The sequence below is a fragment of the Candidatus Thiodiazotropha endolucinida genome (genome assembly GCF_001715975.1).
GTDB lineage: Bacteria > Pseudomonadota > Gammaproteobacteria > Chromatiales > Chromatiaceae > Thiodiazotropha > Thiodiazotropha endolucinida.
This window is the reverse complement of sequence record NZ_MARB01000012.1, coordinates 16,751-43,335: the sequence shown is the minus strand read 5'-3', so window position 1 is coordinate 43,335 and position 26,585 is coordinate 16,751. Positions and strand designations below refer to the sequence as shown.

The 26,585-nt window shown below is 54.5% G+C and carries 22 protein-coding genes and 1 pseudogene; 16 read left to right on the top strand and 7 right to left on the bottom strand.

Going from position 1 to position 26,585, the window contains the following annotated elements; translation table 11 throughout:
• Nucleotides 1-70: 70 nt before the first annotated feature.
• Nucleotides 71-451: a thioredoxin family protein gene (locus CODIS_RS11315; protein ID WP_069125087.1), complete on the top strand. Its 381-nt coding sequence runs from the start codon at nucleotides 71-73 to the stop codon at nucleotides 449-451.
• A 268-nt stretch (nucleotides 452-719) separates the two neighbouring features.
• Here CODIS_RS11315 and tsaC read toward each other — a convergent pair whose 3' ends face one another.
• Nucleotides 720-1,292 (bottom strand): L-threonylcarbamoyladenylate synthase type 1 TsaC, encoded by a 573-nt coding sequence (tsaC, locus tag CODIS_RS11310; protein WP_235615199.1) that lies wholly within the window; start codon nucleotides 1,290-1,292, stop codon nucleotides 720-722.
• A gap of 101 nt (nucleotides 1,293-1,393) precedes the next feature.
• Between tsaC and CODIS_RS11305 the strand changes: the two genes are divergently transcribed.
• The 3 genes from CODIS_RS11305 to CODIS_RS21395 all read left to right on the top strand — a co-directional run bounded on the left by CODIS_RS11305 (nucleotide 1,394) and on the right by CODIS_RS21395 (nucleotide 4,855).
• Nucleotides 1,394-2,830, top strand: a complete 1,437-nt coding sequence (locus tag CODIS_RS11305) for a transporter substrate-binding domain-containing protein (protein WP_154723096.1) — start codon at nucleotides 1,394-1,396, stop codon at nucleotides 2,828-2,830.
• Nucleotides 2,831-3,094: 264 nt separating this feature from the next.
• The gene (locus CODIS_RS11300; protein ID WP_083220708.1) at nucleotides 3,095-3,724 is read left to right on the top strand and encodes an MlaC/ttg2D family ABC transporter substrate-binding protein; all 630 of its coding nucleotides are present in this window, start codon (nucleotides 3,095-3,097) and stop codon (nucleotides 3,722-3,724) included.
• A gap of 252 nt (nucleotides 3,725-3,976) precedes the next feature.
• Complete coding sequence (locus tag CODIS_RS21395) at nucleotides 3,977-4,855, top strand: hypothetical protein (protein WP_069124923.1); 879 nt, start codon at nucleotides 3,977-3,979, stop codon at nucleotides 4,853-4,855.
• A 126-nt stretch (nucleotides 4,856-4,981) separates the two neighbouring features.
• Here the strand turns inward: CODIS_RS21395 and CODIS_RS11290 are convergent, their stop codons facing one another.
• The 3 genes from CODIS_RS11290 to CODIS_RS11280 all read right to left on the bottom strand — a co-directional run bounded on the left by CODIS_RS11290 (nucleotide 4,982) and on the right by CODIS_RS11280 (nucleotide 8,435).
• Nucleotides 4,982-5,632 (bottom strand): methyltransferase family protein, encoded by a 651-nt coding sequence (locus tag CODIS_RS11290; RefSeq protein ID WP_069124922.1) that lies wholly within the window; start codon nucleotides 5,630-5,632, stop codon nucleotides 4,982-4,984.
• Between the two features lie 63 nt (nucleotides 5,633-5,695).
• Nucleotides 5,696-6,610, bottom strand: a complete 915-nt coding sequence (gene ppk2 / locus CODIS_RS11285) for a polyphosphate kinase 2 (protein WP_069124921.1) — start codon at nucleotides 6,608-6,610, stop codon at nucleotides 5,696-5,698.
• Nucleotides 6,611-6,704: 94 nt separating this feature from the next.
• Nucleotides 6,705-8,435, bottom strand: coding sequence for a chloride channel protein (locus tag CODIS_RS11280; RefSeq protein ID WP_235615198.1), 1,731 nt, complete (start codon nucleotides 8,433-8,435; stop codon nucleotides 6,705-6,707).
• Nucleotides 8,436-8,674: 239 nt separating this feature from the next.
• Here CODIS_RS11280 and CODIS_RS11275 point away from each other — a divergent pair, with 239 nt between their 5' ends.
• From CODIS_RS11275 to CODIS_RS11255, 5 genes are all read left to right on the top strand, one after another.
• Complete coding sequence (locus CODIS_RS11275; protein WP_069124919.1) at nucleotides 8,675-9,403, top strand: class I SAM-dependent methyltransferase; 729 nt, start codon at nucleotides 8,675-8,677, stop codon at nucleotides 9,401-9,403.
• Nucleotides 9,404-9,495: 92 nt separating this feature from the next.
• Nucleotides 9,496-9,768 (top strand): FeoA family protein, encoded by a 273-nt coding sequence (locus tag CODIS_RS11270; protein WP_083220706.1) that lies wholly within the window; start codon nucleotides 9,496-9,498, stop codon nucleotides 9,766-9,768.
• Nucleotides 9,769-9,776: 8 nt separating this feature from the next.
• The gene (gene feoB, locus CODIS_RS11265) at nucleotides 9,777-12,134 is read left to right on the top strand and encodes a Fe(2+) transporter permease subunit FeoB (protein WP_069124918.1); all 2,358 of its coding nucleotides are present in this window, start codon (nucleotides 9,777-9,779) and stop codon (nucleotides 12,132-12,134) included.
• A 7-nt stretch (nucleotides 12,135-12,141) separates the two neighbouring features.
• Nucleotides 12,142-12,378 (top strand): FeoC-like transcriptional regulator, encoded by a 237-nt coding sequence (locus tag CODIS_RS11260; protein ID WP_083220705.1) that lies wholly within the window; start codon nucleotides 12,142-12,144, stop codon nucleotides 12,376-12,378.
• A 396-nt stretch (nucleotides 12,379-12,774) separates the two neighbouring features.
• Nucleotides 12,775-14,376, top strand: a complete 1,602-nt coding sequence (locus CODIS_RS11255; RefSeq protein ID WP_069124917.1) for a methyl-accepting chemotaxis protein — start codon at nucleotides 12,775-12,777, stop codon at nucleotides 14,374-14,376.
• A 53-nt stretch (nucleotides 14,377-14,429) separates the two neighbouring features.
• Here the strand turns inward: CODIS_RS11255 and CODIS_RS11250 are convergent, their stop codons facing one another.
• Both CODIS_RS11250 and argS read right to left on the bottom strand, forming a co-directional pair.
• On the bottom strand, nucleotides 14,430-15,014 hold the full coding sequence (locus tag CODIS_RS11250; RefSeq protein WP_069124916.1) for an SPOR domain-containing protein: 585 nt from the start codon (nucleotides 15,012-15,014) through the stop codon (nucleotides 14,430-14,432).
• Between the two features lie 4 nt (nucleotides 15,015-15,018).
• Nucleotides 15,019-16,779, bottom strand: coding sequence for an arginine--tRNA ligase (argS, locus tag CODIS_RS11245; protein WP_069124915.1), 1,761 nt, complete (start codon nucleotides 16,777-16,779; stop codon nucleotides 15,019-15,021).
• Nucleotides 16,780-16,951: 172 nt separating this feature from the next.
• Here argS and CODIS_RS21165 point away from each other — a divergent pair, with 172 nt between their 5' ends.
• The 7 genes from CODIS_RS21165 to phoU all read left to right on the top strand — a co-directional run bounded on the left by CODIS_RS21165 (nucleotide 16,952) and on the right by phoU (nucleotide 23,812).
• Nucleotides 16,952-17,302, top strand: coding sequence for a PilZ domain-containing protein (locus CODIS_RS21165; protein ID WP_162420197.1), 351 nt, complete (start codon nucleotides 16,952-16,954; stop codon nucleotides 17,300-17,302).
• A gap of 162 nt (nucleotides 17,303-17,464) precedes the next feature.
• On the top strand, nucleotides 17,465-18,157 hold the full coding sequence (gene phoB, locus CODIS_RS11235; RefSeq protein ID WP_069125071.1) for a phosphate regulon transcriptional regulator PhoB: 693 nt from the start codon (nucleotides 17,465-17,467) through the stop codon (nucleotides 18,155-18,157).
• 219 nt (nucleotides 18,158-18,376) lie between these two features.
• Nucleotides 18,377-19,420: a PstS family phosphate ABC transporter substrate-binding protein gene (locus CODIS_RS11230; RefSeq protein WP_069124913.1), complete on the top strand. Its 1,044-nt coding sequence runs from the start codon at nucleotides 18,377-18,379 to the stop codon at nucleotides 19,418-19,420.
• Nucleotides 19,421-19,495: 75 nt separating this feature from the next.
• A complete protein-coding gene (gene pstC / locus CODIS_RS11225; protein WP_069124912.1) occupies nucleotides 19,496-20,878 on the top strand; it encodes a phosphate ABC transporter permease subunit PstC in 1,383 nt (460 codons plus the stop codon).
• The gene (pstA, locus tag CODIS_RS11220) at nucleotides 20,871-22,169 is read left to right on the top strand and encodes a phosphate ABC transporter permease PstA (protein ID WP_069124911.1); all 1,299 of its coding nucleotides are present in this window, start codon (nucleotides 20,871-20,873) and stop codon (nucleotides 22,167-22,169) included. Before pstC ends, pstA begins: the two co-directional genes overlap by 8 nt.
• 93 nt (nucleotides 22,170-22,262) lie before the next feature.
• Complete coding sequence (pstB, locus tag CODIS_RS11215) at nucleotides 22,263-23,075, top strand: phosphate ABC transporter ATP-binding protein PstB (RefSeq protein ID WP_069125069.1); 813 nt, start codon at nucleotides 22,263-22,265, stop codon at nucleotides 23,073-23,075.
• An 11-nt stretch (nucleotides 23,076-23,086) separates the two neighbouring features.
• Entirely contained in the window at nucleotides 23,087-23,812 is a 726-nt protein-coding gene (phoU, locus tag CODIS_RS11210; RefSeq protein ID WP_083220702.1) for a phosphate signaling complex protein PhoU, read from the top strand.
• A gap of 142 nt (nucleotides 23,813-23,954) precedes the next feature.
• Here phoU and CODIS_RS11205 read toward each other — a convergent pair.
• Nucleotides 23,955-26,113, bottom strand: a pseudogene (locus CODIS_RS11205) (glycogen/starch/alpha-glucan phosphorylase).
• Nucleotides 26,114-26,585 lie beyond the last annotated feature (472 nt).

Sequence of the window (26,585 nt, the reverse complement as noted above, 5' to 3'; positions counted from 1 at the left end):
TTGGGCCAAACCCCTAAGATAACCTATCATGCACGCCCTGAACCACTCACCTTGTAGTAACACCCTGGTTATGAGCCAAAAAAAGCATAATTCGCCCTTTATCTACGATGTAACAGAGTCAACCTACGAAGAGAAGGTCCTGAAGGCCTCGCATCAGCAACCGGTTCTTGTGGATTTCTGGGCTGAGTGGTGTGCGCCTTGTATCTCCCTGGCGCCTGCTCTGAAAAGGGTAATTGAGGAGCTGCAGGGGCTGGTTATGCTGGCCAAGGTTGAGGTTGACGACAATATGCGGTTGGCCGGTCACTATCGTTTGCGCGGTTTTCCTACGGTGATTCTGTTTGTGGAGGGTAATGAGATCGGACGCTTCCATGGCTCTCGGGCCTCACATTGGCTAAGAGAGTGGATCGAGGAGCATCTGGGCGACTACCTTGCAGCTGCCCATCAGGACTGAAATCAGGGGATCCATCGGGTGATTTTTTTTTCGCAAACCGTTATCAACAGCCTGCAAATGATCCTGTGTGGATATAAAAAACATAATATAATCAATTAGTTGTTTGTTATGATTCGGCTGATTCAGGTGGTCGATAAAAACTCCTCAAGTTTTCCCGTTTCGCGCCGCAATAGAGGGTAATTGGTATTTATGGTTTCGATCCTCCTCCGGCGCTGAAATAAAGCGCTTTAAGCCCACCCTTCCATGGGTGGGTCTTTTTTTCATTTTTTCATGCCCGAATAACCCTGCCGCTCAGTGCGTCACGGATAGGTGTGGGGTTCTTCAACTCCCCGGTCTTTCCATGCAAGATAAAATTAACACCATCACCGCAGCGTAAACGAACCTGCAGCGGGGTGCGTGCCGGCGGATGCTGACTGATATTGGCGCTGGTCGATACCAGGGGGGTTCCCGTGGCGCGACAGAGGGCGGCTGCAATGGGGTGGTCGGTAACCCGTACCGCCAGGGTGGTGTGCTTTCCTGTCAGCCAGTAGGGCACATTGCGGGTTGCCGGGATCAGCCAGGTTGCGGGACCGGGCCAGCTTTCACGAACCATCTGCATACCGGCATCCGACAAGGTGCCGATATAGGGGTGCAGGGACTCTATCCGGTCGGCGATCAGGATTAACCCCTTGGCCATGGGTCTCTGTTTGAGTGCCAGCAACCTTGACACTGCGTCGGGATCGAGGGGATGGCAACCCAGTCCATACACCGCTTCTGTCGGATAAGCGACAATACCGCCGGTATTGATGATGCGGGCTGCCTGTCTGAGGCGCCAAGGGTGCGGATCTTTATGAATGGACAACAATTACTCCTTAATCCCAACAGTTACAAAATCATGGCATGATAACGGTTTAAGGTATATATAATGAACCTAAAGGCGTGCAGATCGGAGAATATCAAACGGTGTTGTATCGATTTTTTGGCCTTTGTCTGCTGGGGTTGATTATCTCGACCCAGGGGATGGCACAGGCCCCTCGGTTCAGTCCCGCTGAAAAGGCATGGCTTACTGAGCATCAATTTCTGAGGGTGGGTGTGGCTGAAATGACGCCACCCATTCTCTATTTCGAAAGGTCTCAATCCAGGGGATTGGTACCTGATTACATGCGGGCCTTGGCCGATAGGCTGGGCCTGCAGCTGCAGATCCGCCATTACCCCGACCAAGGGACTCTGCTTAAAGCACTGCGAGAAGGTGAGGTGGATCTGATTGGCGCGCTTGTGCACACCGATACGGCTGCTCCCGATCTCCACTATTCCCGTCCCTATCTGAATCTCCCCGCGGCTATATTCACCACTGACAGAATCGTTGATAAAGGGCTCACGGCACTCGATGGGCTGGAGGTCTCTGTGGTTGCCGGTAGTGTCTGGGAAGAGGGTATACCCCACCTTCTGCCTTCCTTGAATGTCATGGCCTTCAATGACCTGGGCCAGGCGTTGAAAGCTGTTATTGCCGACAGAGCTCAGGCCTACCTTGGCGATACCGCAAGCGTCAACCATCTGCTCGCAACCACGGAAGGCTATGATGAACTGAAAGAGATGATGCGGCTTGACATGACCGTGGATGTGGCAGTGGCCACACTCTTCTCGGAACCGGTGCTGCAGAGTCTGCTGCAAAAAGGACTGGACCGGCTCAGCACGGAGGATATGCATGATATCTGGTATAACTGGCAAGGTCTCGAAGCGCCTGTAAAACAGGGTGGTAACCTGGTTACAATCATTGTATGGGGATTTTTTCTGGCGTTATGGAGCCTTCTTCTCGCCTGGGCGGTAAGGTTGCATGAGAAAAAGGCGTTGACTCATCATCGGAGTAAAACCAGGCGGTCTATCAAACGCCTGAGGCGCAGAGAAAACCTGCTCAAACAAAAATTGCTCAACCTGAAACACAAGACCAAGCGATATCGCCATCGTGCAAAGGCACTACGTCAACAGGTCGATTTCATCAGTGAAGTACTGCCCTCGTGCTCATGGAGTTGGGATCCTTCCGATGAGATCTGTCAATGGGATGATGAGATGTTTCACATGGCCGGACAGGAAAGAGGGGCATTCACGCCTGATCCCGCGTCGATCCTGAATCTCGTACATGAGCAGGACAGAAAAAACATCGCACAGTTATTCGATAGCGGCAATAGGGATGAAATCCGCTTAAGCTACCGCCTTCTGTTGGCCGACGGCGGGGAGAGAAGGGTACTTGACTACAGTCACTTTGTTCCCGGTGATACCGAGGACTCCGGCAAACGGGTGGGAATCTGTTGGGATGTTGATCATTTCTTCAGCTCGGGTGGGGACCTGTTGCACGTATCCGGTGCGGGAGATTCCTCCATTGTGGTTGAGACGGTGGAATAGTAAACAGGGCTGAATGTAAATCTATGTGGCTCTATCGGACACCAGTGCGGCCATTGGGTTAGAATGACCCGCATACGGCTTGCCCACGCTTAATCAGCTTGTGGTCTGGTTGTCTTTGAAAAATATTCAGTAATATCAAATATTTTGAGTTGTTTGCCTGGTGTGATATCGGGGATGTAGTGTCTTGTCCGCAAAACTCCAACAAGCACCTTTACATTTTTTCATTGTCACATTAACAGGTTGGAACAAGGGGTATAGGGAAACATGAACAGACTATCAGCCACGCTTCTCCTGATTATTCTATTTACATTCAGTCTCTCCGCGTCAGCCAATGTCACACCTTCAGAGCGGATTAAAGAGACCGTAAACCAGGTGTTGACGGTGCTTAAGGATCAATCCTTGGGCAGGCAGGATCGTCGCGATCAGGTAAAGGAGATCGTACGCAAGCGTTTTGATTATGAATCCATGTCCCAGGTGATACTGGCCGCCAACTGGCGCAAGGCCAGCAAGCCACAGCGGGAACAGTTCATCACCCTTTTCCGGGAGCTGTTGGAGCAGACCTACTTCTCCGCCATTGACAGTTACAGCGACCAGTCCGTGCGGATGGGCAGGGAACGGATGAAAGGCAAGCTGGCAAATGTTCAGACCTTCATCGTGGCGGCCAAAAAGGAGCTGGCGGTGAGTTACAAGATGCGGTTTCGCAATGATGACTGGTATGCCTATGATGTGGCGGTGGATGGGGTCAGTCTTGTAAGTAACTACCGCACCTCATTCCGCAATCTGGTAAAAAGCAAGGGAATGGAGGGGTTGCTGGCCGAACTGGCACAAAAGGTTGCATCCCTCAAGGCCAAGAATAAGAATAGTCAACAGGGCACCCCAACTGCTGAAGAGTAGCCCTGTTCTGAAATTTTGGATTTAACGACCATCACAACAAAAAATCAGTGCGAAAGGACTTGTTTGCATCAGTATGACAGTCACTGTCGTGGCTAGAAACGCCAACAATAACCGGGACCATGACTTGGGCTATGCCATGGAGAGATCACGCCCTCGAATGTCACGTTTCCTGTTGCTGGCGAGTATGCCAAGATGGTGGTGATCTAACTTGTGTAGTCAGTCCCTCGGTAGGACCACTGAAGGAGACCAAACATGCACAACAAGAAAGTATTAATCCTGATCTTCGCGTTTCTCATGTCTCCCGCGCAAGCCTTGTGGGCGGAAGGGATTGAGGGCGGCGCTGCTGAAGGGAACGCTGACGAGGCCTTGCCTGTTACCCAGGACGAACAGACAGTAGAGACGGAATCGGTGGCGGTGGACAGGACAGAATCGGCTGCCGTTCCTGAAACTTCTGTCAATACTGTGGAGCCGGCCGAGGCGACAGAGGCTGTTGAGACAACCGATGCTATAGCCGCTGAGGCTTCGTCAGAAACAGCGACTGATTTATCCAAGACCGACTTCACCCGGGATTCCATGAGGGATCACTGGAAGGCGCGTGAAGAGCAATACCAGGCCCTGAGAAAGCGGGCGGAGGAGGCCGGCGTCATGCTGCCGGAGAGCCCGCCGTGGCGTTCTGAAATGGGCCAGATGATGCGTCCGGACATGGAAGCGCGCATGGCCCATCGCAAAAAGATGATGTCGATGTCTGAGGAGGAGCGGGATAGCCTGCGCCGGCAGCATTATCAAGAGATGCGTAGCCGCGCCGAGGAGGCGGGCATCGAGATGCCCGAAACGCCGCCCTGGGTCGCGCGTCAGCAGGCAATGGATGAAGAGTGGGCAAAACATCAGAAGGTCATCGAGGGAATGAGCGATGAAGAGCGGGCGGCATGTCACGCCATGCACCGGCGCCATATGGGCATGATGCGCGGTGGTCGAGCAGGAACGGGTTGCGGCGGCATGGGCCATCAGGGTTGTGGTATGCATAAGGGTGACTATGCGCCAAGAATGATGCCGGGTTATGGCCCGGGTTACGGATATGGACCCGGCCCCGTCCCTTATGGACCACAAAATTTTTGGGATCCGAACCAGTAGCGAAGCGCTTCCCGGGCTGCATGGATGATTTCCAAGGCCTCGCCGTGCGTCAGGTTGGCAATGGCCGACGCTGACGGCGGTGGTGGCTCGAGATGACAGCTTCAGGCCGAAGCTGAAGCGGATAAACTACGTCTTCATTTCCTTCAGTAGTTTCTCGGTTTCCTGTCGAGTCAGAAAACGCCAGGGTCTCGGTATGAGTCCAGGTACGCGTTTCTGATAATTGCGATAGGTGTCGCCATGGTAGACCAGCAGCTTGTCCTCTTCCAGGCGGGATCCCAGCACTAGATAACCGGTGACTGCAATGGCCGACACCAGGCGTGCGGGATCCATGTCCTGCACCCATATTAATATCAGCCCCAGGGTGTACCAGGGGTGACGTACGAAACGGTGCAACGGGGAGATATGCAGCTGTTCCAGGTCATTGACATCCCGTTGCTGCCGCTGCAGTTGTCGGATACCGAGAAATTCCCTGCTGTCGTAGTAGCGCATTGACCAGATGAAACCGGCTACCGAGATGATCATTAATCCATAAGCCAGCCATGCCATGGTTCCCTGCCATTGCCATAACAGATCTGAACGGTATGACCAGAGCATATAGAGCGGAGGGGCGAGCAGTAACAGCGCGACCAGATTGAAGAGCAGCCGGTACCAGGGCACGACTGTCGGCAGATGTTGGGCGAATACCCTTTTCATCCATAATGAAGCAAGCAGTGAGTGACTCAGGAAATAGATCAGCCAGACCAGTGCAAGCAGGATCAGCTCGACACTTGTCGGCATGGGTAATGTTCGTGGGTTAAGTCTGATAATACGGGCGACACAGGTCGCCCGTGCTGGGTAATTTCAGTGATCAAACTTGCCTCGTTGCAGGCGTTGCGCCTCCATCACTTCCAGTTCCCTCGAACCGGATATCACAATCTCGGGATCGGGTACGAAATCGATATCGTGATTGAGACGCTCATAGGGTGCAGAGTTGAGGATGACCCTCATGGCATTCAGTCGGGCCAGATGCTTGTCATTTGAGCGGATGATCGTCCAGGGGGCATGGGTGGTGTTTGTGTTCTTCAGCATATTGTATTTTTGCGTGCTGAAGTCGTCCCAACGGTCCTGCGCCTGTACATCGATCTCCGACAGCTTCCACTGGCGCAAGGCATCCGTCTTGCGGCGCTCGAAGCGTCTCGCCTGCTCCTCCTTGGTGACCGAAAAGTAGAGCTTCACCAGAATGGTCCCCTGCCGTACCAGATCTTTTTCGAAGCCCGGACAGCCGGTCATGAAATTGTCATATTCCTCCTGGGAGCAGAAGCCGAAGATCGGTTCCACAATTGCACGGTTGTACCAGCTCCTGTCGAACAGAACGATTTCCCCCCCACGTGGGAACTGGGCGATATATTTTTGAAAAAACCACTGGCTCTTCTGTTCCTCGGTGGGTTTGCCGAGGGCGACCACGCGGTAGTGTTTCTCGTTCATGTAGCGCGTGACTCGACGGATGGTGCCACCCTTGCCGGCAGCATCCCGGCCCTCAAAGAGTATGATCATACGGGTCCGGGTCTTTTCCAGATATTGCTGCAGTCGGATCAATTCGGCCTGGTAGGGTTTCAACTCCTCCTCGCGTTTGTATCTGCGGATTGCCTTCTTGTCGCTCTTTTTCTCTTGACCCAACTGCTGTTTGATGCGCTCGTACTCATTCAGCAGCTCGTCGAGCCTGACGGGTTGCTCATCGATATAGACGGTCTCAGGGTTTTTGCTTTCTTCGTTCATTTTGCCCCCTCTTACGAAGCTGCGTTGCAATATCGGTATATTATGACTTTTTTGGACGCTCAATGTTGAAATTTTTTTAATGAATACGGCAACACTAAAAGTGATAAGCCGATTCGATCAAGGGACGGGTTAGTATTCCCTGGATGCGCCAATAGTGATCTTGGTCGTACCATTCGATATAGAGCGCATCCGCCTGACTGTTGTCCAGCTTTTCAAGCGCCTCCTGCAGGGTAGCCTGCATCCGCAGCTGCGCAAGCTCATAGCGAGTGGCGGGCAGAGAAAGCAGGTCGAACTCCTCCTCCTCTTGCTGTTCCATAATGCGTAGCAGATCCACCGCCGGCATCAGCACCATCTGATCCTGATCTCCTTTGATCAGTATCCACTCCGGATTATTATCGAGGATGATTCGTACCGTGTCGCGAGTCAATATTGGTTCCACCTGGACGAAGTTACGGTTCATGAAACTGGCGGCACCGATGCGCCGCAGGGATTGCATCACCGGATCGGTGTGGTAGTTGAGGCCCGTGGCCTCCAACAGGGTGTGAAACATCGATGATTTTCCGAACAGCTCGCTGTTGACCAGGCTGGCAATGACGATTGCAAGCATTCCCGGCATGATGATTTCGGGGTTGTGGGTGAGTTCGATGATGGCTGTCAACGCGGCCAATGGCGCCTGCAGGGCAGCGCCCATCACGGCGCCCATGCCAATCAATGCATAGACACCCGGGTCGGAGACTTGACCTTCGAACACCAGGCCGGGCAGGGGAGCGATTATCCCACCCACCGCGGCACCGATAAAAAGAGCGGGTCCGATCGTACCGCCAGGTATGCCCAATCCAATGCTAACCGCTGTCGCCACGATCTTCATCACTACCAGTATGACGATAAAGTAAAATCCCAACTCACCCAGCAGGAGCTGGTTGACCGTGTCATAACCGATCCCCATCACCTCGGGAACCGCAAGGGCTATTAGACCGATCAACACTCCTGCGGCTGCATTTCGCAGCCAAAAAGCCATGTTTTGGGTCTTGTCGGAGATAAACTGTATGAGACTGACATAGGCCGCCGAGGCGGTACCGGCCACCAATCCCAGCAGTAAGATGAAAATCAATTCATGTAGGGAACCCAATTGAATGATGGCGATATCGAACACCCGCTGCCCTTCGAAAACGATCAGTGAGAGACTGTTGGCGCTGACAGCGGCCAGCATGATCGGTATGAAACTGACCAGTGTGTACTCCATCATCACCACTTCCAAAGCGAAGATCACACCCGCCAGGGGGGTGTCGAATGAGGCGGAAATCGCGGCTGCAGTGCCACAACCGACCAGGGTGCGGATACTATTGTTGGGCAGGGAGAGGTATTGTCCCAGCAGAGATCCGCTGGCGGCGCCGAGAAAGACGTGGGGGCCTTCGCGACCCACTGAGTGGCCACTGATAATGGCGATGGCGGCACCGAAGAATTGCAGCATAAAGCCACGCAAGGAGATATGTCCCTGGTGGTAGATCAATCGCTCCATCACCCTTGGGATACCCAGTACATGCAGGCCTTTTGCAAAACGAAGAAAAATAAGTCCGAGCATCAGGCCGCCGAGAATGGGGAGCAAAAACCGCATCAAGGGGTGTAGGGCTTCATAGTTCTCCACCCCGCCACCGGGAAGAATGGCGGCCTGACTCGATTCGACCAATAGCCGGAAGAGAATGATCACGATCCCCGTAACAAAGCCGCAGATCAATCCCAAAACGGATAGAATCAGCAGCGCATCGTGACGCGAGAGTTGCAGACGCAGTCGGTCTAACCAGTTAACAATCCCTGCAAAGGGCACAATCGGGATACCTGTGTATTGATGGTTTGTACAGTTGGACTCACACTGTCCATCCTCAACCGTCCGGTGTTATGCTGACGTTACCTGAAGGTCTTTTTCCTCAATCTCCCGATTGCGCATCTCCACGCAGTTAGGACCAATTGTATTGGTTTTAACTGGCCCCAGGTGTCTTCTCAGCTTTTGGTTGTCTAAGGATGGGCGTTCATTGTCCGCAGTTAATATACTGGAGCAGTAGCGGTATGTCAGCAAATCGAATGGTTCTGGATAATCAGGAAGCCTATCTTACCGGCACAGAAATGGAGCTGATGGAGCGGCTGTTGCCGCTCAGCGATTGCAGGGTCCTGGAACTGGGCTGCGGCAGTGCACGGATTACACGCCGACTGGCCCGGGCCCATCCCGATTGCCATTTCATCGCGACCGAGGTCGATTCTGTTCAGCATGAAAAAAATCTGGGCGATACAGCGGGCAATATCAGCTTTCGCTTGGAAGGGGCGCAATCGATCGGTGAACCCGATCAGAGTGTGGATGTTGTGCTGATGCTGAAATCACTCCACCACGTACCCGGGTCGGTCATGCCGCAAGCGATGAGCGAAGTGGCCAGGGTGCTGAAGCCAGGCGGCATCGCCTATTTTTCGGAGCCTGTCTATCAGGGCGAGTTCAATGCCCTGATGAGCCTGATTCATGATGAGAAGCGTGTCAGAGAACTCGCCTTCAAGACGATTCAGTCTCTTTCCGAGCGGGATGATATGGAGTTGCTTGGCCAGTATTTCCTGAATGTACCTGGTCTGTATGGCTCCTGGGAAAGTTTTGAGTCACGTTTTCTTAACATCACTCACACCAAGCTGAAGATAGACAAACCACGCTACCGGCAGATAAAAACGGCATTCATGGAACACATGGGACCCCGGGGTGCCGAGTTTCTTAAACCGCACCGAATCGATCTCTTGCGCAAGCGGAATATTAGATAATTGGGATATACTGTGATTTGCCGATTGCAAGCGGGGCCAATCCCTGCTTTAATGAGAATCATTAACATTTAAAGAGTATTATTGGATAGTTTGTGGTCCCCGACAGCACCATTTCAGAGGAATTGATCTCCCTGGCCAGGCTGCCGATCGGGCGTCGAGCCAAGATCAAACGCATCATGGGAGGCAGACATCTGGTCCACAGACTGCTCAGTTTAGGATTGAGGATGGGCTCTGAAATCGAGTTGATACAACGGCGCGGCGCCGGTGTGGTGGTGGCTAATCAGGGCGCCAGGGTGGCTCTCGGCGCGGGGGTTGCCGAAAAGCTGTTGATGCTGCCTCTCGAACAGCATGAAGACAGGCCCTAGGAGCAGCCGTGGCCTGTCATGAAGAGAGCTCTCCGGAGTCTGTCCCTTCTCAGCGTCTGCTGACCATCGCCCTGGCGGGCAACCCCAATTGCGGCAAGACGGCCCTTTTCAACAGCCTGACAGGGATTCGTCAACGTACCGGGAACTGGCCGGGCGTGACGGTGGACAGAAAGGAGGGACGTTTCACCATCGACAGCACCGAAGTCAGTGTGGTCGACCTTCCCGGGATCTATTCGCTGGATGCCACATCCCTCGATGAGAAGGTGACCCGGGACTATCTACTATCCGGAGATGCCGATCTCATCGTCAATATCGTCGATGCCTCCAATCTGGAGCGAAACCTCTATTTCTCAATTCAGATGCTCGAGATGGGGGTGCCCCTGCTGGTGGCCCTGAATATGATGGATGTCGCCCGCAAGCGTGGTCTGGTTATCGATACTCAACGGCTTAGTCAGGACCTTGGATGTCCCGTGGTACCCATAGTGGCGGTCAGTGGTGAAGGCATCACCAAACTGAAGGCCTCGATTCAGGATCTGGCCGCCGGTCAGGTGAGCGGTGGATTTGCCCTTGCCCAGGATGAAGTGGTGGAGCAGGCGATCATGGTGATGGAGCCTGCCCTGCAACAGTCTGAACAGTATCGCCACTCTGAGCGTCGTTGGCTGTTGTTGAAGATGCTGGAGGGTGACCGCTTCGCTTTGGATTTCGCCGATGAGGCTTTACTGAGCCAGGTCCACCACTGGCAAGAGGTGATCGAGGACCGTGTCGACGAGGACCCGGATATCCATATCGCCGATACCCGTTACGGTCACGCCCATGCCATTTCCCAGAATGTGACACAACAGCATGGACGGGTTGAAAAGACGATCAGCGACCGCATCGACAAGGTGGTATTGAGCCGTCTTTTCGGCATACCGGTCTTTCTCGCCGTGATGTATCTGATGTTCATGTTTGCGATCAATATCGGTGGCGCATTCATCGATCTCTTCGACGGTGTGGCGGGCGCCATCTTCGTCGATGGTTTCGGTCATCTGCTGGCGTCGCTGGGTGTCCCGGACTGGATGATCGTGCTGCTGGCCGACGGTGCCGGGGGTGGTGTTCAGGTGGTGGCCACCTTTATACCGATCATCACCGCGCTCTATCTTTTTCTCTCAGTGGTGGAAGACTCCGGCTATATGGCCAGGGCCGCCTTCGTCATGGATCGTTTCATGCGTTCCATCGGGCTGCCGGGCAAGGCATTCGTGCCGATGATTGTCGGCTTCGGCTGCAATGTGCCGGCGGTAATGGCGACCCGTACCCTGGAGAGCGAGAGAGAGCGTAAACTTGCCATCCTGATGAATCCGTTCATGTCCTGTGGCGCCAGGCTGCCGGTGTACGTGCTGTTTGCCGCGGCCTTCTTTCCGGCGAATGGGCAGAACCTGGTCTTCAGCCTCTACCTCATCGGCATAGTGGTGGCGATTCTCACCGGAATGATCATGAAAAAGACCCTGCTCTCCGGTGAGAGCGCGGGTTTCATGATGGAGCTGCCCCACTACCATATGCCGACAGCCAGGGGTGTCATGTTGCGCACCTGGGACAGGGTCAAGCTCTTCATCAAAGAGGCGGGGAAGGTGATCGTATTGATGGTGCTGGTGATCAACACCCTGAATTCGATTGGCACCGATGGCAGTTTCGGTAATGAGGATACCGAACACTCCGTGCTCAGCAGCATCAGTAAATCAGTCACACCCCTGTTGGCGCCGATGGGCATACATGAGGAAAACTGGCCCGCCACGGTGGGCGTATTCACCGGTATTCTGGCCAAGGAGACGGTGGTCGGCACCCTCGATGCCCTCTATACCCATCTCGCCAACGAGGAGGCGGGTGTGGCGCAAGTTGATCGGCCTTTCAATTTCTGGCAGGCAGTCTCCGCTGCGGTAGAGACAGTGCCGGAAAATCTCCTCGGAGTGAAGGATCTGCTCACTGACCCTCTCGCCATGGATGTGGGCGATATCAGCAATGCGGAGACGGCAGCCGAGGCACAGGAGGTCAATGTTGGGGTATTTGGCGCCATGGCCGCACGCTTCGACGGCCAGGCCGGGGCCTTTGCCTACCTGCTGTTTATACTGCTCTATTCACCCTGCGTGGCCACCATTGGCGCCATTCGCCGTGAGGCGGGGCCGCGCTGGGCTGCGTTTGTCGTGGCCTGGTCGACCGGAGTTGCCTTCATCAGTGCAAGCCTCTTCTATCAGCTGGCGACCTATGCCCAGCATCCGCAAAGCGCATTGGTCTGGATTATTGGTCTGCTGGCGTTGTTGGCTGTGATTATCGGCGCTTTGAGGTACTGGTCGCAGCGTACGCAACAGCTCATCTCCGAGGCGGGGGTTTGATCCTGCGATGATGCTCAGTACGATCAGGGACTACCTTTCAAGGCGCGGCCAGGCAACCCTGGCTGAGATCGCGCTGCATGTGGACGCGGAACCCGAGGCGGTGCGGGGGATGCTGCAGCAATGGATACGCAAAGGGCGCGTCGAGCAGCGCAAAGTCGAGGCCGCCTGCGGAACCAGTTGTAATCGTTGCGATCCCACTGAGATGGAACTCTATGTTTGGCTTAACAAACAGAATCAATCCTAAGCAGGTGCTGAACGAGTCATGGACGGCCGTTTATCAATCAAAAACTCAGCCCCATCGTTATCAATTTTGCACCCTCACTGATCGTGCATTAATCAATCGGTCAATTCAATGACCCAGGCCCTAGTGTCATTGTCGGACGCTGCATTAAAGTCTTTCATGTTTTGCCTGAATTAGCCGCTATTCAATAAGGGAGTCCTGACTAATGCCATCCCTGGCATTATCGGAGCATGGAAACAGAAAATGCATTTTGCTGTTTCCAACATTTTCAATCGCTTACGGCGATAAAAATGGCGGTGCGTCTTTGTGCCGTTGGAGCATTCGAACTATTCAGAGGTTCCTCAGGACTATTTTTACATCACTATTTACGCTGACATGGAATGTGGTGTGGAGGTTCTAATGAACGTCTGGATAGCCACTATAATTCAATCGATTTTGCGTGTATTCGGTCTCAAATCTCTAGACAAGCAATACTTCGTATCATATATCTTGATTTTCGTCTTCGCGGCGATGACCGTAGTCTCTCTCTTCACCAGTCTTGGCTCTGATGCGACAGCAATCAATGTGGCTGGCAGACAACGTATGTTAAGTCAGAAGGTGGCGAAAGAGGCATTGCTCGCTGCGCAATCCATCGAGTCTCGTGATACGGTGAATAACACCATTGCGCTTTTCGAAAGTTCACATCAGAATCTACTTAATGGCGATCAAAATGCTGGTATTCAGGCTGTTGACGATCCTGTAGTCCGAGGCCAGCTGAATAAAGTCGAGGGATTATGGATAACCTATAGGGAATCGATCGACGCCTATCTTGAAAACCCATCTGCTGAGGGCCTGAAAGCTATCAGCACCCAATCTCCAGTCGTCCTGAAAGAGATGCACAAAGGCGTCAATATGATGGCCGCTGCAGCCAACGATGCAGTACGGAAGCAACAGATAATTACGCTCATTATGGCTGGCGGAATCGTACTTTTAGTCTGGTTTGGGCGTATCTTCGGTACTGCAATCCTGATGAAAGATATTGAACAATTGAAAGAGCGATTGACGGCTGTGGCGAAAGGAGACTTTTCAAATCCATTAAAAGTCACCTACACCGACAATGAGATAGGTGAAACGTTTACCGCCTACAATACAATGCTCTCTCACGTTGGAGAGATTGTAAATAGTGTGGAAGACACATCCAAACATGTTCAACTCGGTACAGAGAAGGTGGCACAGACACTACAAAGTACCAATGAAGGGGTTCGACTGCAGCACAGCGAATTAGAGCAGGCCTCCACAGCGATGGGTCAGATGGCATCCACCGTACAGGAAGTGGCCAGAAACGCCACCAAAGCAGCTGATGCCGCCCAAAATGCGGATAAAGAGGCTGGCTCAGGACGGATGATCGTCGCCGAAACAATTACAAGTATTGAAAACATGGCAAATCAGCTGGAAGAGACTTCTGATGTCATGAAAAAACTTGAGCAGGACAGTCAGGAAGTCGGTCAGGTGCTGGAAGTGATCACAGGTATTGCGGAACAGACAAACTTGCTTGCGTTGAACGCTGCCATCGAAGCAGCACGTGCAGGGGAACAAGGTCGCGGTTTTGCCGTAGTTGCCGATGAAGTGAGAACCCTGGCAAAGCGAACGCAACAGTCTACCGAAGAAATACGCCAGATCATTGAGCGACTGCAGGGAGGTACCAGTGACGCTGTCAATGCCATGACCTCGAGCAGGGAAATTGCGCAAAGCAGTGTTGACCAAAGTAGCGGGGCCGGTCAGGCATTAGATAAGATTGTGGATTCGGTATCCAGCATCAATGACATGAATGTTCAGATAGCAACTGCCGCACAACAGCAAAGCAGTGTGGCGGAAGAGATAAACCGAAGTATTGCCAACATCGCCACGGTTGCAGATTCGACGACACAGGCGGCAAGTGAGGCGGTCGATTGCACATCATCTATTCAGCAATCCATGTGTCAATTGAATGAATTGATAACGAGGTTCAAGGTCAATGGATAAAAATGGCTAACGCCATCCTTATGGCCGGATCCCCTCATGGACCGAGCTGGACGCTATTTTTTTAGTTTGATCACCAGGCTGTTGATGCTGTTCTCCTTGGCGAGATGCCGATCTGCATTTAAACGGGTCTGAGAGTGATAGGGCCCGCTGCGGACACGGTGGTAGGTGTCACGGTTGTTGATGCTCACCTTCTGGATCTCCGCCTCGATACCGATCAGCGCGAGCTTCGCCTTGAGACGGTCCGCATCCTGGTGTTTTCTGAATGACCCCATCTGCAGGACATAGCTGTGTTGCGCTTGATCCGGAGCGGCGGATCTGTCACTGGGAGGTTTGGCTGGGGTGTCGTCATCCGGTGTCACGATCTCCTCATCGGGTATGACAACCTCCATTTCCGGCAGAATTGTGTAGAACTCAAAGGTGGGTTTGGGAGCGTTGCGGGGCTCCTGTATTGCGGCCTCGGGTCGTGGGGAGGGAACGCCGGGCACACCGTTTGAGGAGAGGCCGGGTCCCAGTTTCAACCAGGCGAGGCCCATTAGAAAGGCGCCGATGACGATACCGCCGAACATGTGGAACAGGCAGCTGCCGCTATGCTGGCGTTTCTTCTTTTTTTTATGAGCGCGATGCTTATAGTCAGCCATGCCGTTACATCTTCTCGGGTGCTGAAACACCAAGCAGATTCAAGCCGTTGCGCACAACCTGCCGGGTAGCCAGGATGAGCTGCAGCCTGGCATTCCGCAGTACGGTGTCCGGGATCAGGAATTTATGGGCGTTATAGTAGGTATGGAAATCGTTGGCTAGATCACGCAGGTAGTGGGTCAGCTGGTGGGGTTCTTCATGCAGTGCGGCAGCCTCCACGATTTCCGGATACTTGGCCAGGCTGGTGATCAACGCCTGCTCATGGGATTCGCTCAACAGGGCATAATCGACCGCTGTCGGATTATCCGCGACGGAGATTGACTGCTCTGCGGCCTGTTGAAACACACTGCAGATCCGGGCGTGGGCATACTGCACGTAGTAGACCGGATTATCATTCGATTGGGACTTCGCCAGATCGAGATCGAAATCCATGTGCTGTTCGCATTTACGCATCACATAGAAGAACCGGGCGGCATCGGTGCCGACCTCCTTGCGCAGCTCCCGCAAGGTGACGAACTGGCCGGAGCGGGTGGACATCTGCACCTTCTCACCACTGCGATAGAGGATCGCAAACTGCACCAGCAGGACATCGAGTTTGGAGGGGTCATCACCCAGTGCCTGCAGGGCCGCCTTCACCCGCGGTACATAGCCGTGGTGGTCCGCTCCCCAGACATCGATGACCCGATTGAAACCCCGTTCCAGTTTATCCATGTGGTAGGCGATATCGGATGCGAAATAGGTGGTTTGTCCATTGTCGCGAATGACCACCCGGTCCTTTTCATCTCCGTAGTCGGTTGAGCGAAACCAGACCGCCCCATCCTTGTCGTAGAGATGCCCTGCGCTACGCAGTCGCTCTATGGCCCGGGTCACGGAACCGCTCTCGGTCAGGCTGCGCTCGGAATACCACTCATCGTAGTTGACACCGAACAGGCTCAGATCATCGCGGATGTCGTCGAGAATAGTGTTGAGACCCAATTCGAAGACAAAACGAAATCGGTTGTCTCCCAGCAGCTGTTTGGCTCGATCGATCAATCCGTCTATGTGGGCCTCCTTGTCTCCGCCAGCGGGTTCGTCCGCCGGGATTCCATGGAAAACCGATTCAGCGTCCTGCTTATAGGCCTCCCCGTGATCGCGATGCAGGGTTGCTGCGATGTCCCATACATAGTCCCCTCTGTAGCCGTTGGCGGGAAAGGTCAGCGCTTCGTCACACAGCTCGAGATAACGCAGCCAGATCGAGGTGGCCAGGATATCCATCTGCCTGCCGGCGTCATTGACGTAGTATTCGCGATGCACTTCGAATCCGATAGCCTCCAACAGATCGGCTACCACCGATCCATAGGCCGCACCGCGGCCATGGCCCACATGGAGCGGGCCGGTGGGATTGGCAGAGACGAATTCGACCTGGATGCGCTTGCCTTTGCCCAGCTCACTGCGGCCGTAGCCGCGGCCCTGCTCGATGATGGCGGGTATCAGGCTATGATAGGCCGTCGCGGTCAGGGTAAAGTTGATGAAACCCGGGCCCGCAATATCGCAACGTTCGATCAGATCGGATGCCGGGAGGGCGTCGAGAAGTCGCTGAGCCAGCTCCCTGGGGTTGCTGCGGACGGGCCTGGCAAGCGTCATGGCGATATTGGTGGCGAAGTCACCGTGCCGGCTATCTTTCGTGCGTTCGATCTTGGGGACAGGCATGGCCTCTTGCGGTATCACACCGTCCAGGACCAGTTGCTTCAGTGCCGCCTGTACCAGTTGCTCAATCTGCTTCTTCATCGTGTCTGTGGAATTGCCGGTTTCAAGGGCGGCAAGGATACCAGGAATCGGGCCTTTCGGGGGAGGGGAGGCGCTAATTTTTCGGTCAGAAATGGTTCATTTCCCGGTCATGTGGATGTCATTCCCGGTTTCTACACTACCTATAACGATGAATTCAGAGGAAAAAAAGATTATGTCAGTAGAGAGACGCTACAATAAGCGCTATCCCATGACAGGGGAAGTCTATATCCGCTATCGCAAGCAGCAAGTCTTTCCCGCCAATGCGGTTAACTGCTCAATGCAGGGGATCTTTCTGCATACCCGCAGTCTGACCATGCTGACAGGGGCGATGGTCGAGTTGACGTTTTTTTACGCTGGCAGACATTGGACCGTCACGGGTATTGTGACCCACTCCCAGAGAGACGGGGTCGGTATCATGTTTTGGCGGCCCCAACCGCAACTCTACGATGCGGTGATCGCCTCGGTATCCGGTAACCAGCCCATCGCTCATCAGGATGGGACGGCCAGCGAGGCTGCCATCTGATCGCGGCCGGCCGATACGGTCTCCCGTGGCCGATTGATCCGGGCAGACCTGAATATGTCGGAGAATCCCGGGATGAATCTCCCTGTGGATTCCACGACTGTCATCGTTGTGTAACAAACCTCCTGTTTAATGGCTGACTTCACAGTCAATCGAGATACCGTGATGACAGTTCCCAGAATACTTGCTGTAGATGATGAACCCGCTGTCGGCGAAATGTTGCGGTTTATTTTGGAACAGGACGGGTTTCAGGCGGATTTTGTCGAAGATGCGACCCAGGCCATCAGTCAGATCCGCAGAGCCAAGCCGGATCTGATTCTGCTCGACTGGATGCTGCCGGGCATGAGCGGCCTGGAACTGGCGGACAGGTTGAAGAAAGACCGTGAGACGGCATCGATCCCGATCATCATGCTGACAGCCAAAGGCGAGGAGGATGACAAGGTTCGCGGCCTCGATATCGGCGCTGAAGACTATGTCACCAAACCCTTCTCCGCCAGGGAGCTGCTGGCCCGGATCCGCTCTATCCTGCGGCGCGTATCGCCCCTGTTGGCCGGGGATCTGCTCGAATGCGGTGGGCTTGCCCTCGATCCGGTGAGCCATCGAATCACCTCTGACGGTGAAGACGTCGATCTTGGCCCCACCGAGTTCAGGCTATTGCACTTCTTCATGTCTCATCGCGAAAGGGTCTTCACCCGGGGCCAATTGCTGGATCAGGTGTGGGGCACCAACGTCTATATTGAAGAGCGTACGGTGGATGTCCATATCCGGCGTCTGCGTAAGGCCCTGGAATCCACCGCTAAGGATAAGCTGCTGCAGACCGTACGTGGAGCGGGCTACCGATTTTCGAATAAACGCTGATTACGGAAAAAAGCTTTTCCTTATCAAGTGGTCGCAAACGTAGAAAGCGCAAGCCGAACGGGACGATAAATGCGTCAAATTCCCTCCTGCATCGGCATGTAATAAAAAAGTCATATCTCTCTCATTTTCTATTCATCTTAAGGGCCTATTCTCTAGCCTGATTACAACATTCGCTCAGTTATATGATTACTGAGTTCTCTAAGAAGGAGAGATTGAAACATGAAAAAGCTGATTTCGGCAGCGGTTGCACTGTCATTGACAGGTTTTATCGGCATGGCCTCTGCGCGTGATTACATCAGTGTGGTCGGTTCCTCGACTGTCTACCCATTTGCTACCGTAGTGGCCGAGCAGTTCGGCAAAACCTCCAAGTTCAAGACCCCCAAAATCGAGTCTACCGGCTCCGGTGGCGGCTTGAAGCTGTTCTGTGCCGGTGTGGGCGTGGAGCATCCCGATATCACCAATGCTTCCCGTCGGATCAAGAAATCCGAGGTTGAACGTTGCGCCGGCAATGGTATCAACGACATCATCGAGGTAAAGGTCGGTTATGACGGTATCGCCCTGGCCAACTCCAAGGCGGCACCCCGTTTCTCCGTTTCCCGCAAGGATATCTTCCTGGCACTGGCCAAAGAGGTTCCGGATCCGAAGGATCCCACCAGCGGCAAGCTGGTAGCCAATCCTTACCAGACCTGGAAGGAGGTCAACAGCGATCTACCTGCGATGGCCATCGAAGTCCTGGGTCCTCCCCCCACGTCCGGTACCCGTGACGCCTTCGCCGAGCTGGCGATGGAGGGTGGCTGTAAGAAGATCGACTGGATCAAGGCGATGAAGAAGAAGGACAAGAAGATGTACAAGTCGATCTGTCACACCGTGCGCGAAGACGGCAAATACATCGAAGCCGGCGAGAACGACAACCTGATCGTGCAGAAACTCGAGGCCAACAAGGGCGCCCTGGGCGTGTTCGGTTACAGCTTCCTGGATCAGAACTCCGACAAGGTGCAGGGTTCGCTCATCGATGGCGTCGAACCGACCTTCGAGCTGATCGCCGATGGCAGCTACCCGGTATCCCGTCCGCTCTACTTCTACGTGAAGAAAGCGCACATGGGCAGGATCCCAGGTATCGAGAACTATCTGGCTGAGTTCACCAGTGACAAGGCCTGGGGCGATGACGGATATCTGGCTGATAAAGGCCTGATTCCTATGCCGGTCGAAGAGCGAAAAGCGTTCAAGAGTGACGTTGAGACCCAGACCTCGCTGAAACTCTGACACGCTTTTTCATGAGCTGAAGGAGCGGCTGTCTCTTGTATTGGAGACAGCCGCTTTTTTTCCGGAATTTACGGCATGCAATCGTCTACGCTGATCATTGTTCTATTGGGTTTCATGGCAGTGGCCTACTACATGGGCCGCAAGCGCTCCCTGAGTCTGGTGAGCGGCCGGGTCAGGGATCTCCATTCGCTCCCGTCCTACTACGGTATTCACACCGCGCTCTGGTGTGGTGTGCCTGCGCTGCTGCTGTTTGTAATGTGGATCTCTTTTGAGGGATCTGTGGTGACAGGTCTGGTGGTGGACGGCCTGCCGACGGAGATTCAGAATCTCCCCCCTGAACGACTCAATCTGGTGATGAACGACATCCGTAACCTTGCCCAGGGGGATATAGTCTCACGGGCAGTGGATGCAACCATGCAGAGTGCCGCCGATCACTATGCCTCTCTGTTGCGCATCAGCCATATGGCCCTGTTCGTGGTGGCCCTGTCGGTCGCGATCATCGGCGGGCTTTTTGCCCAGCGCTCCATCAGTCGCCATCAACGCGCCCGAAACCGGGTGGAAAAGGCGATCAACTTCTTTCTGGTCTCAAGCTCATCGCTGGCGATCTTTACCACCATCGGTATCGTATTGTCGGTGCTCTTCGAGTCGATCCGCTTCTTTCAACAGATACCAATAACCGAGTTTCTGTTCGGCCTTGAGTGGTCGCCCCAGACGGCGATCAGGGCAGACCAGGTCGGCTCTTCAGGGGTCTTCGGTGCGATTCCACTGTTTGCCGGCACCTTTTTGATTACGCTGATTGCGATGTTCGTGGCCGTGCCCATCGGCCTGATGTCCGCGATCTACATGGCGGAATACGCAGGCAAGCATTTCCGCGCCCTGGCCAAACCGGTGCTTGAGGTCCTGGCCGGTATTCCTACCGTTGTGTACGGGTTTTTCGCCGCCTTGACAGTGGCTCCGTTTTTCCGCGATATGGGCGCCACCCTTGGCCTTAGCGTCTCCTCCGAGTCGGCCCTGGCGGCGGGGGTGGTGATGGGGATCATGATCATCCCCTTCGTTTCATCCCTGTCGGACGATGTCATCAATGCGGTACCCCAGGCGATGCGCGACGGTTCCTACGGCCTCGGCGCCACCCGTTCGGAAACCATACGCCAGGTGATCATCCCCGCTGCGTTGCCGGGCATCGTCGGCGGTGTGTTGTTGGCCGTTTCGCGGGCCATCGGCGAGACCATGATCGTGGTGATGGCCGCCGGCCTGTCCGCCAACCTGACCGCCAATCCGCTGGAAGCGGTGACCACGGTAACCGTCCAGATCGTCACCCTGCTGGTGGGCGATCAGGAATTCGATAGTGCCAAGACCCTGGCGGCGTTCGCCCTCGCCCTGGTGCTGTTCGTGATTACTCTCGCGCTCAACATGATCGCGCTGCATATCGTGCGCAAATACCGTGAACAGTATGAATAATCTACAGCAACAAGACGACAGGACAATGGTGCGGGTTCAGCAGGGATTGGAACGCCGCTATCGTCAGGAAAAACGTTTTCAGCGAATGGGACTGGGGGCGATCATCCTTGGCCTGGTGTTCGTATCGTTCCTGTTTATCAGTATCTTTGCCAACGGCTACACCGCCTTTCAGCAGACCTACGTGAAGCTGGATGTCGATTTCGATCCTGAAATGATCGCACCCGTGGGCGAGACCGATCCGGACCTGCTCTCCCAGGCGAACTACGGCGGTTTGGTAAAAAAGACGCTGCGGGAGATGTTTCCGGAAGTCACTTCCCGCCGGGAAAAGAAGGTGCTGTATAACCTGATAAGCTCCGGCGCCAGTTTCCAATTACGGGAAATGGTAATGCAGGATCCCGCCCTGATCGGCACCCGGCAGAGCGTCTGGTTGGTGGCGGACGACGATGTGGATATGCTGATCAAGGGGCATATCGATCTCAACGTGCCCGAGAGTGATCGGCGTATCAAGAACAACCAGATGGTATGGATACAGTCGCTACAGGCGGATGATCGGATCGAAAAGCATTTCAATACCACCTTCTTCACGGCGGGCGACTCCCGCGAACCCGAGTTGTCGGGTATCAAGGGTGCTGTCTTTGGTTCCTTTTTTACGCTGTTGATCTGTCTGCTGATCTCTTTTCCGGTGGGTGTCGCGGCGGCGGTCTATCTCGAGGAGTTCGCCCCCAAGAACCGTTGGACCGACATCATTGAGGTGAATATCAACAACCTGGCGGCGGTGCCCTCCATCGTCTTCGGTCTGTTGGGACTGGCGGTGTTCATCAACTTTTTCGGCCTGCCGAGATCGGTGCCGCTGGTGGGTGGTCTGGTGTTGGCGCTGATGACCCTGCCGACGATCATCATCGCCAGCCGCGCCGCATTGAAATCCGTGCCGCCCTCCATCCGTGAGGCGGCGCTCGGGGTCGGCGCATCGCCGATGCAGACCGTCACCCATCATGTGTTGCCCCTGGCAATGCCGGGCATGCTCACCGGCACCATCATCGGCATGGCACAGGCGCTGGGCGAGACCGCGCCCCTGCTGATGATCGGCATGGTGGTCTTCATTGTCGACATCCCCGGCGGGCCCTTCGATCCCTCGGCGGTGCTGCCGGTGCAGATCTATCTTTGGGCCGACAGTCCGGAAAGAGCCTTCGTCGAACGCACATCCGCGGCCATTATGGTGTTGCTGGCCTTCCTGATCAGCATGAACCTGTTGGCCGTCTGGCTGAGAAAGAAATTTGAGCGGCGTTGGTAAGCCAATGCAAGCGAGGTAAGTATGGATGAGTTAGTCAATGAGGGTGGCGTCGTCACCAAAACAGCGAAACCGGATGTTCAGGCCGAGGTCGATATGCAGGCAGCATTTGAACAGCATGGCACCGGGACAATCGGAGAGATCTATATCGAAGACCCCCGTATGACCTGCCGAAACGTCAATGTCTATTATGGAGAGAAGCAGGCGATATTCGATGTCAGCCTGGATATCGGCAAAAACCAGGTGATCTCCATGATCGGGCCGTCAGGTTGCGGCAAGTCCACTTTTCTGCGCTGTCTCAACCGCATGAACGACACCATCGACATCTGCCGCGTAACCGGCCAGATCAAGATGGATGAGCAGGATATCTACGACGATGGCCTGGATGTGGTGCCGCTGCGCGCCAGTGTCGGCATGGTGTTTCAAAAGCCCAATCCCTTTCCGAAATCGATCTACGACAATATCGCCTACGGACCGCGTATCCATGGCCTTAATGACGATGTCAAGCATCTGGATGAGATTGTCGAGAGCTCCCTCACCAGAGCCGGTCTGTGGGACGAGGTCAAAGACCGGCTCGACCAGCCGGGAACCGGCCTCTCGGGTGGGCAGCAGCAACGCCTCTGCATCGCGCGGGCGATTGCGGTAAGCCCGGAAGTGATTCTGATGGACGAGCCCTGTTCCGCCCTCGATCCCATCGCCACCGCCAAGATTGAGGAGCTGATCGACGAACTGCGGGAAAACTACACCATCGCCATCGTCACCCACTCCATGCAACAGGCCGCGCGGGTGAGTCAGCGCACGGCCTATTTCCATCTCGGCAAGCTGATCGAGGTGGGCGAAACGGATCAGATCTTTACCAATCCCCGTCATAGACTGACCGAAGACTACATTACCGGTCGCTTCGGATAAGGATTAAACAGATGAACGAAATGACCAGCGGGCACACTGTAAAGGCGTTCAACGACGAACTGGAGAGCATCAACGCACTCGTTGTCGAGTTGGGGGAGTTGGGGCTGGATCAGTTGCGCCGGGCCGTACAGACACTCAAGGATGAGGATACCAAAGAGGCGGGTCTGGTGATCGACCGTGACCGGGAGTTGAATGCCATCGACGTCAAGGCCGACGAGGAGATCATCCGCCTGATCGCCAAGCGTCAACCGATGGCCAAGGATCTGCGCGATATCCTGACCGTGCAGAAAATCATTACGGACCTGGAGCGGGTCGGGGATGAGGCACGCAAGATCGCCAACCTGACCATTCACTTCTACGACAATGGCAAGCCGCCGCCGAGCAATGAAATCCTCAGCGACATCTTCGATATGGCGGCCTTTGTCGACGAAATGCTGACATTGAGTCTGCAGGCGTTCATCGAGGTGGATAGCCGGCTCGCGCTCAGCGTCATCGAACAGGAAGAGAGGCTTTTCGACGAGTTCAGGGGGGCCTTGCGCAGGTTGTCGACCTTCCTCATGGAGGACTCGCGCAGCGTGGGTCATGTGGTGGATATCGTTCTGGCGATCCGGGCCCTGGAGCGGATTGGCGGTCATGCCAAGAATATCGGTGGGCATGTCATCTTCCTGATAACCGGCAAGGATGTCAGGCACGAAGATTTAAATGCCATCTACGGTGAATTAAAGCATATCACTTAGATCGACAGGTCGATGACCATCTGCTCGATTTGTTTTTTGTCGGAGTCAGTTAAAACCGTTACACCATAAGGTGGTGGCTTTATATCCAGTGGCGAATATTTCAGTACCGCTTGCACATGGGTCTGCGTCAGGTTGCAGTGTTCTACTCGATCGGTACCGGTGAGACCCGCCAAATCCTCTCGCAATACTCTTTGATGGCCCGGTCAGAAGAGAACCAGCCGCAGCGGGCGGTATTCAGGATCGATGCACGGGTCCATTTTGTCGGATCATTCCAGGTATCATCCACCTGCTGTTGGCACGCCCGGTAGGTTGAAAAATCCTCAAGGACGAAAAAATGGTCATGTTGCAGCAGGCCATCGATCAGCGGCCTGAATCTTGTGCTGTCCCCAGAAGAAAACAGGCCGTCGGCGAGGGCATCGACGACGCTGCGTAATTGCTGGTCTTTCAGATAACGCTCCCGTGGTCGGTAGTCGCCGGCTCGACGGTTTGCCACCTCCGATTCAGTGAGGCCGAATAGAAAAAAATTCTCCTTACCCACCCGTTGGCGAATCTCTATGTTGGCCCCATCCAGGGTCCCAATGGTCAAGGCGCCGTTGAGCGCAAATTTCATGTTACCCGTGCCCGAGGCCTCCATCCCCGCTGTCGAGATCTGTTGTGAAAGATCGGCGGCGGGATAGATCTTCTCAGCACTGCTGACATTAAAATTGGGCAGGAAAGCGATACGCATCTTGTCGTTGACATCCGGGTCAGAATTAACGGTATCGGCAACAGCGTGGATCAACTCGATAATGACTTTGGCGGAGTAGAATCCGGGTGCCGCTTTACCGGCGAACAGCAACGTGCGTGCTGGAGCATCAGTACGCAAACCGCGCTTCATTTCCAGATACCGGCAAATGATATGAAGGATATTCAGGTGTTGGCGTTTATACTCATGGATGCGTTTGATCTGACAGTCAAACAGCGTTGCAGGGTCCACTTCGATACCCGAGGTCTTGAATATGGTCTGTGCAAGAGCCTGTTTATTGCTTGATTTAACCTCGTGCCAGGCACCTTGGAAGCCGGGGTTATCGGCCCACTCCTCAAGTTCCTGCAAACGCTCCAAATCCCTGGTCCATGCATCACCGATCGTATCGTTTATCAGGCTGGTCAATGCTGGATTTGCCAGGATCATAAATCGCCGCGGCGTGACACCATTGGTGATATTGGTAAAACGTTCGGGATCCAGGGTGTGGAAATCCTTCAACACGCGATCCCGCAGCAGGCGGCTATGCAGATTCGCCACCCCATTGATATGCTGACTGGCGACAGTCGCCAGGTAGGCCATGCGAACATTGCGACCGTACCTTTCATCGATCAGGGAGATTCGGGCGAGCAGCGCATCATCATCAGGTGAACGGGTTTTGACCTTTTCCAGGAGACGGCGGTTGATTTCGTAAATGATTTCGAGATGCCTCGGCAGAACCTCGCTGATGAGTTCCACCGGCCAGGTTTCTAGGGCCTCCGGGAGCAGGGTGTGGTTGGTATAGGAGACGGTTTTTCGCACCAGTCGCCATGCCTCATCCCACGCCATGTCGTGAACATCGATCAACAGGCGCATCAGCTCGACCACCGCGATTGCCGGATGGGTGTCATTGAGCTGAATAGCGAATTTCTCCGGCAACAGATCCAGTGAGCCATTCTGTGCAGCAGCAGACGCAGGATATCCTGGATGGTACAGGCACAGAAAAAATACTCCTGTTCCAGGCGCAGGCGTTTCCCCTGCATCGGCTCGTCGTTGGGATAAAGTACCTTGCTGATCGTCTCTGAGGCGATCTTCTCCTCGACCGCGCGTTCGTAATCGCCCACGTTGAAAGCGCCCAGGTTGAAAGATTCGCAGGCCTGAGCATTCCACAGCCGTAACAGGTTGACTGTAGGTACCCGGTAACCGGGTATCGGTGTGTCATAGGCGACACCCTTAACCTGGCGTTGCGGCTGCCAGCGAACGCGATAGCGACCGGACTCATCCGTGTAGTGCTCCGTGGTGCCGCCAAAGCCCACCTCGAAGTTGATCTCGGGTCTTGGGATCTCCCATGGATTTCCGCTACGCAGCCACATATCGGCAAGTTCCACCTGGCGGCCGTGCCTGATCACCTGTTCGAAAATGCCGAATTCGTAGCGGATGCCATAACCGATGGCAGGGATCTGCAGGGTGGCCAGGGAGTCGAGATAACAGGCCGCCAGCCTGCCCAGGCCGCCATTGCCGAGACCTGGCTCCGGTTCCTGTGCGGTGATGTCATCGAGATCCAGGCCAAGGCCTGCCATCGCATGGCGTATCTGGGGCTCGATGCCCAGGGAGAGTACCGCATTATGCAGGTGTGGTCCGGTCAGGTACTCTGCGGAGAGGTAGCATACACTGCGGCTGGCCTGCCGGTAATAGGTACTCGCGGTTTCTATCCAGTTGCTCAACAACCGGTCGCGTACGGTCCATGCCAGGGCCAGATAGAAGTCGTTTTGCGATGCCACCTGCGGAAAGCGGGCCTGAACAAAATAGAGATTATCCAGAAACGAATGTCGGATGGAGTCGGCATCCGAAGCGATACGGTAATCGGAGATCTGTTTCTTTTTCATGAGGCGTATATTTATCCGGTTTTCCCTGATGAAAGCTTAGATACAAAACTTAACTAAGCCCAATAGCAGCAAACGGATTGTGTGGATATGCTCACTTAGGATATATACTTGGTAGACGGGTAGACCATTTTCGATTTTGTCTCCGATCCATCTGTTTTTGGTGGTT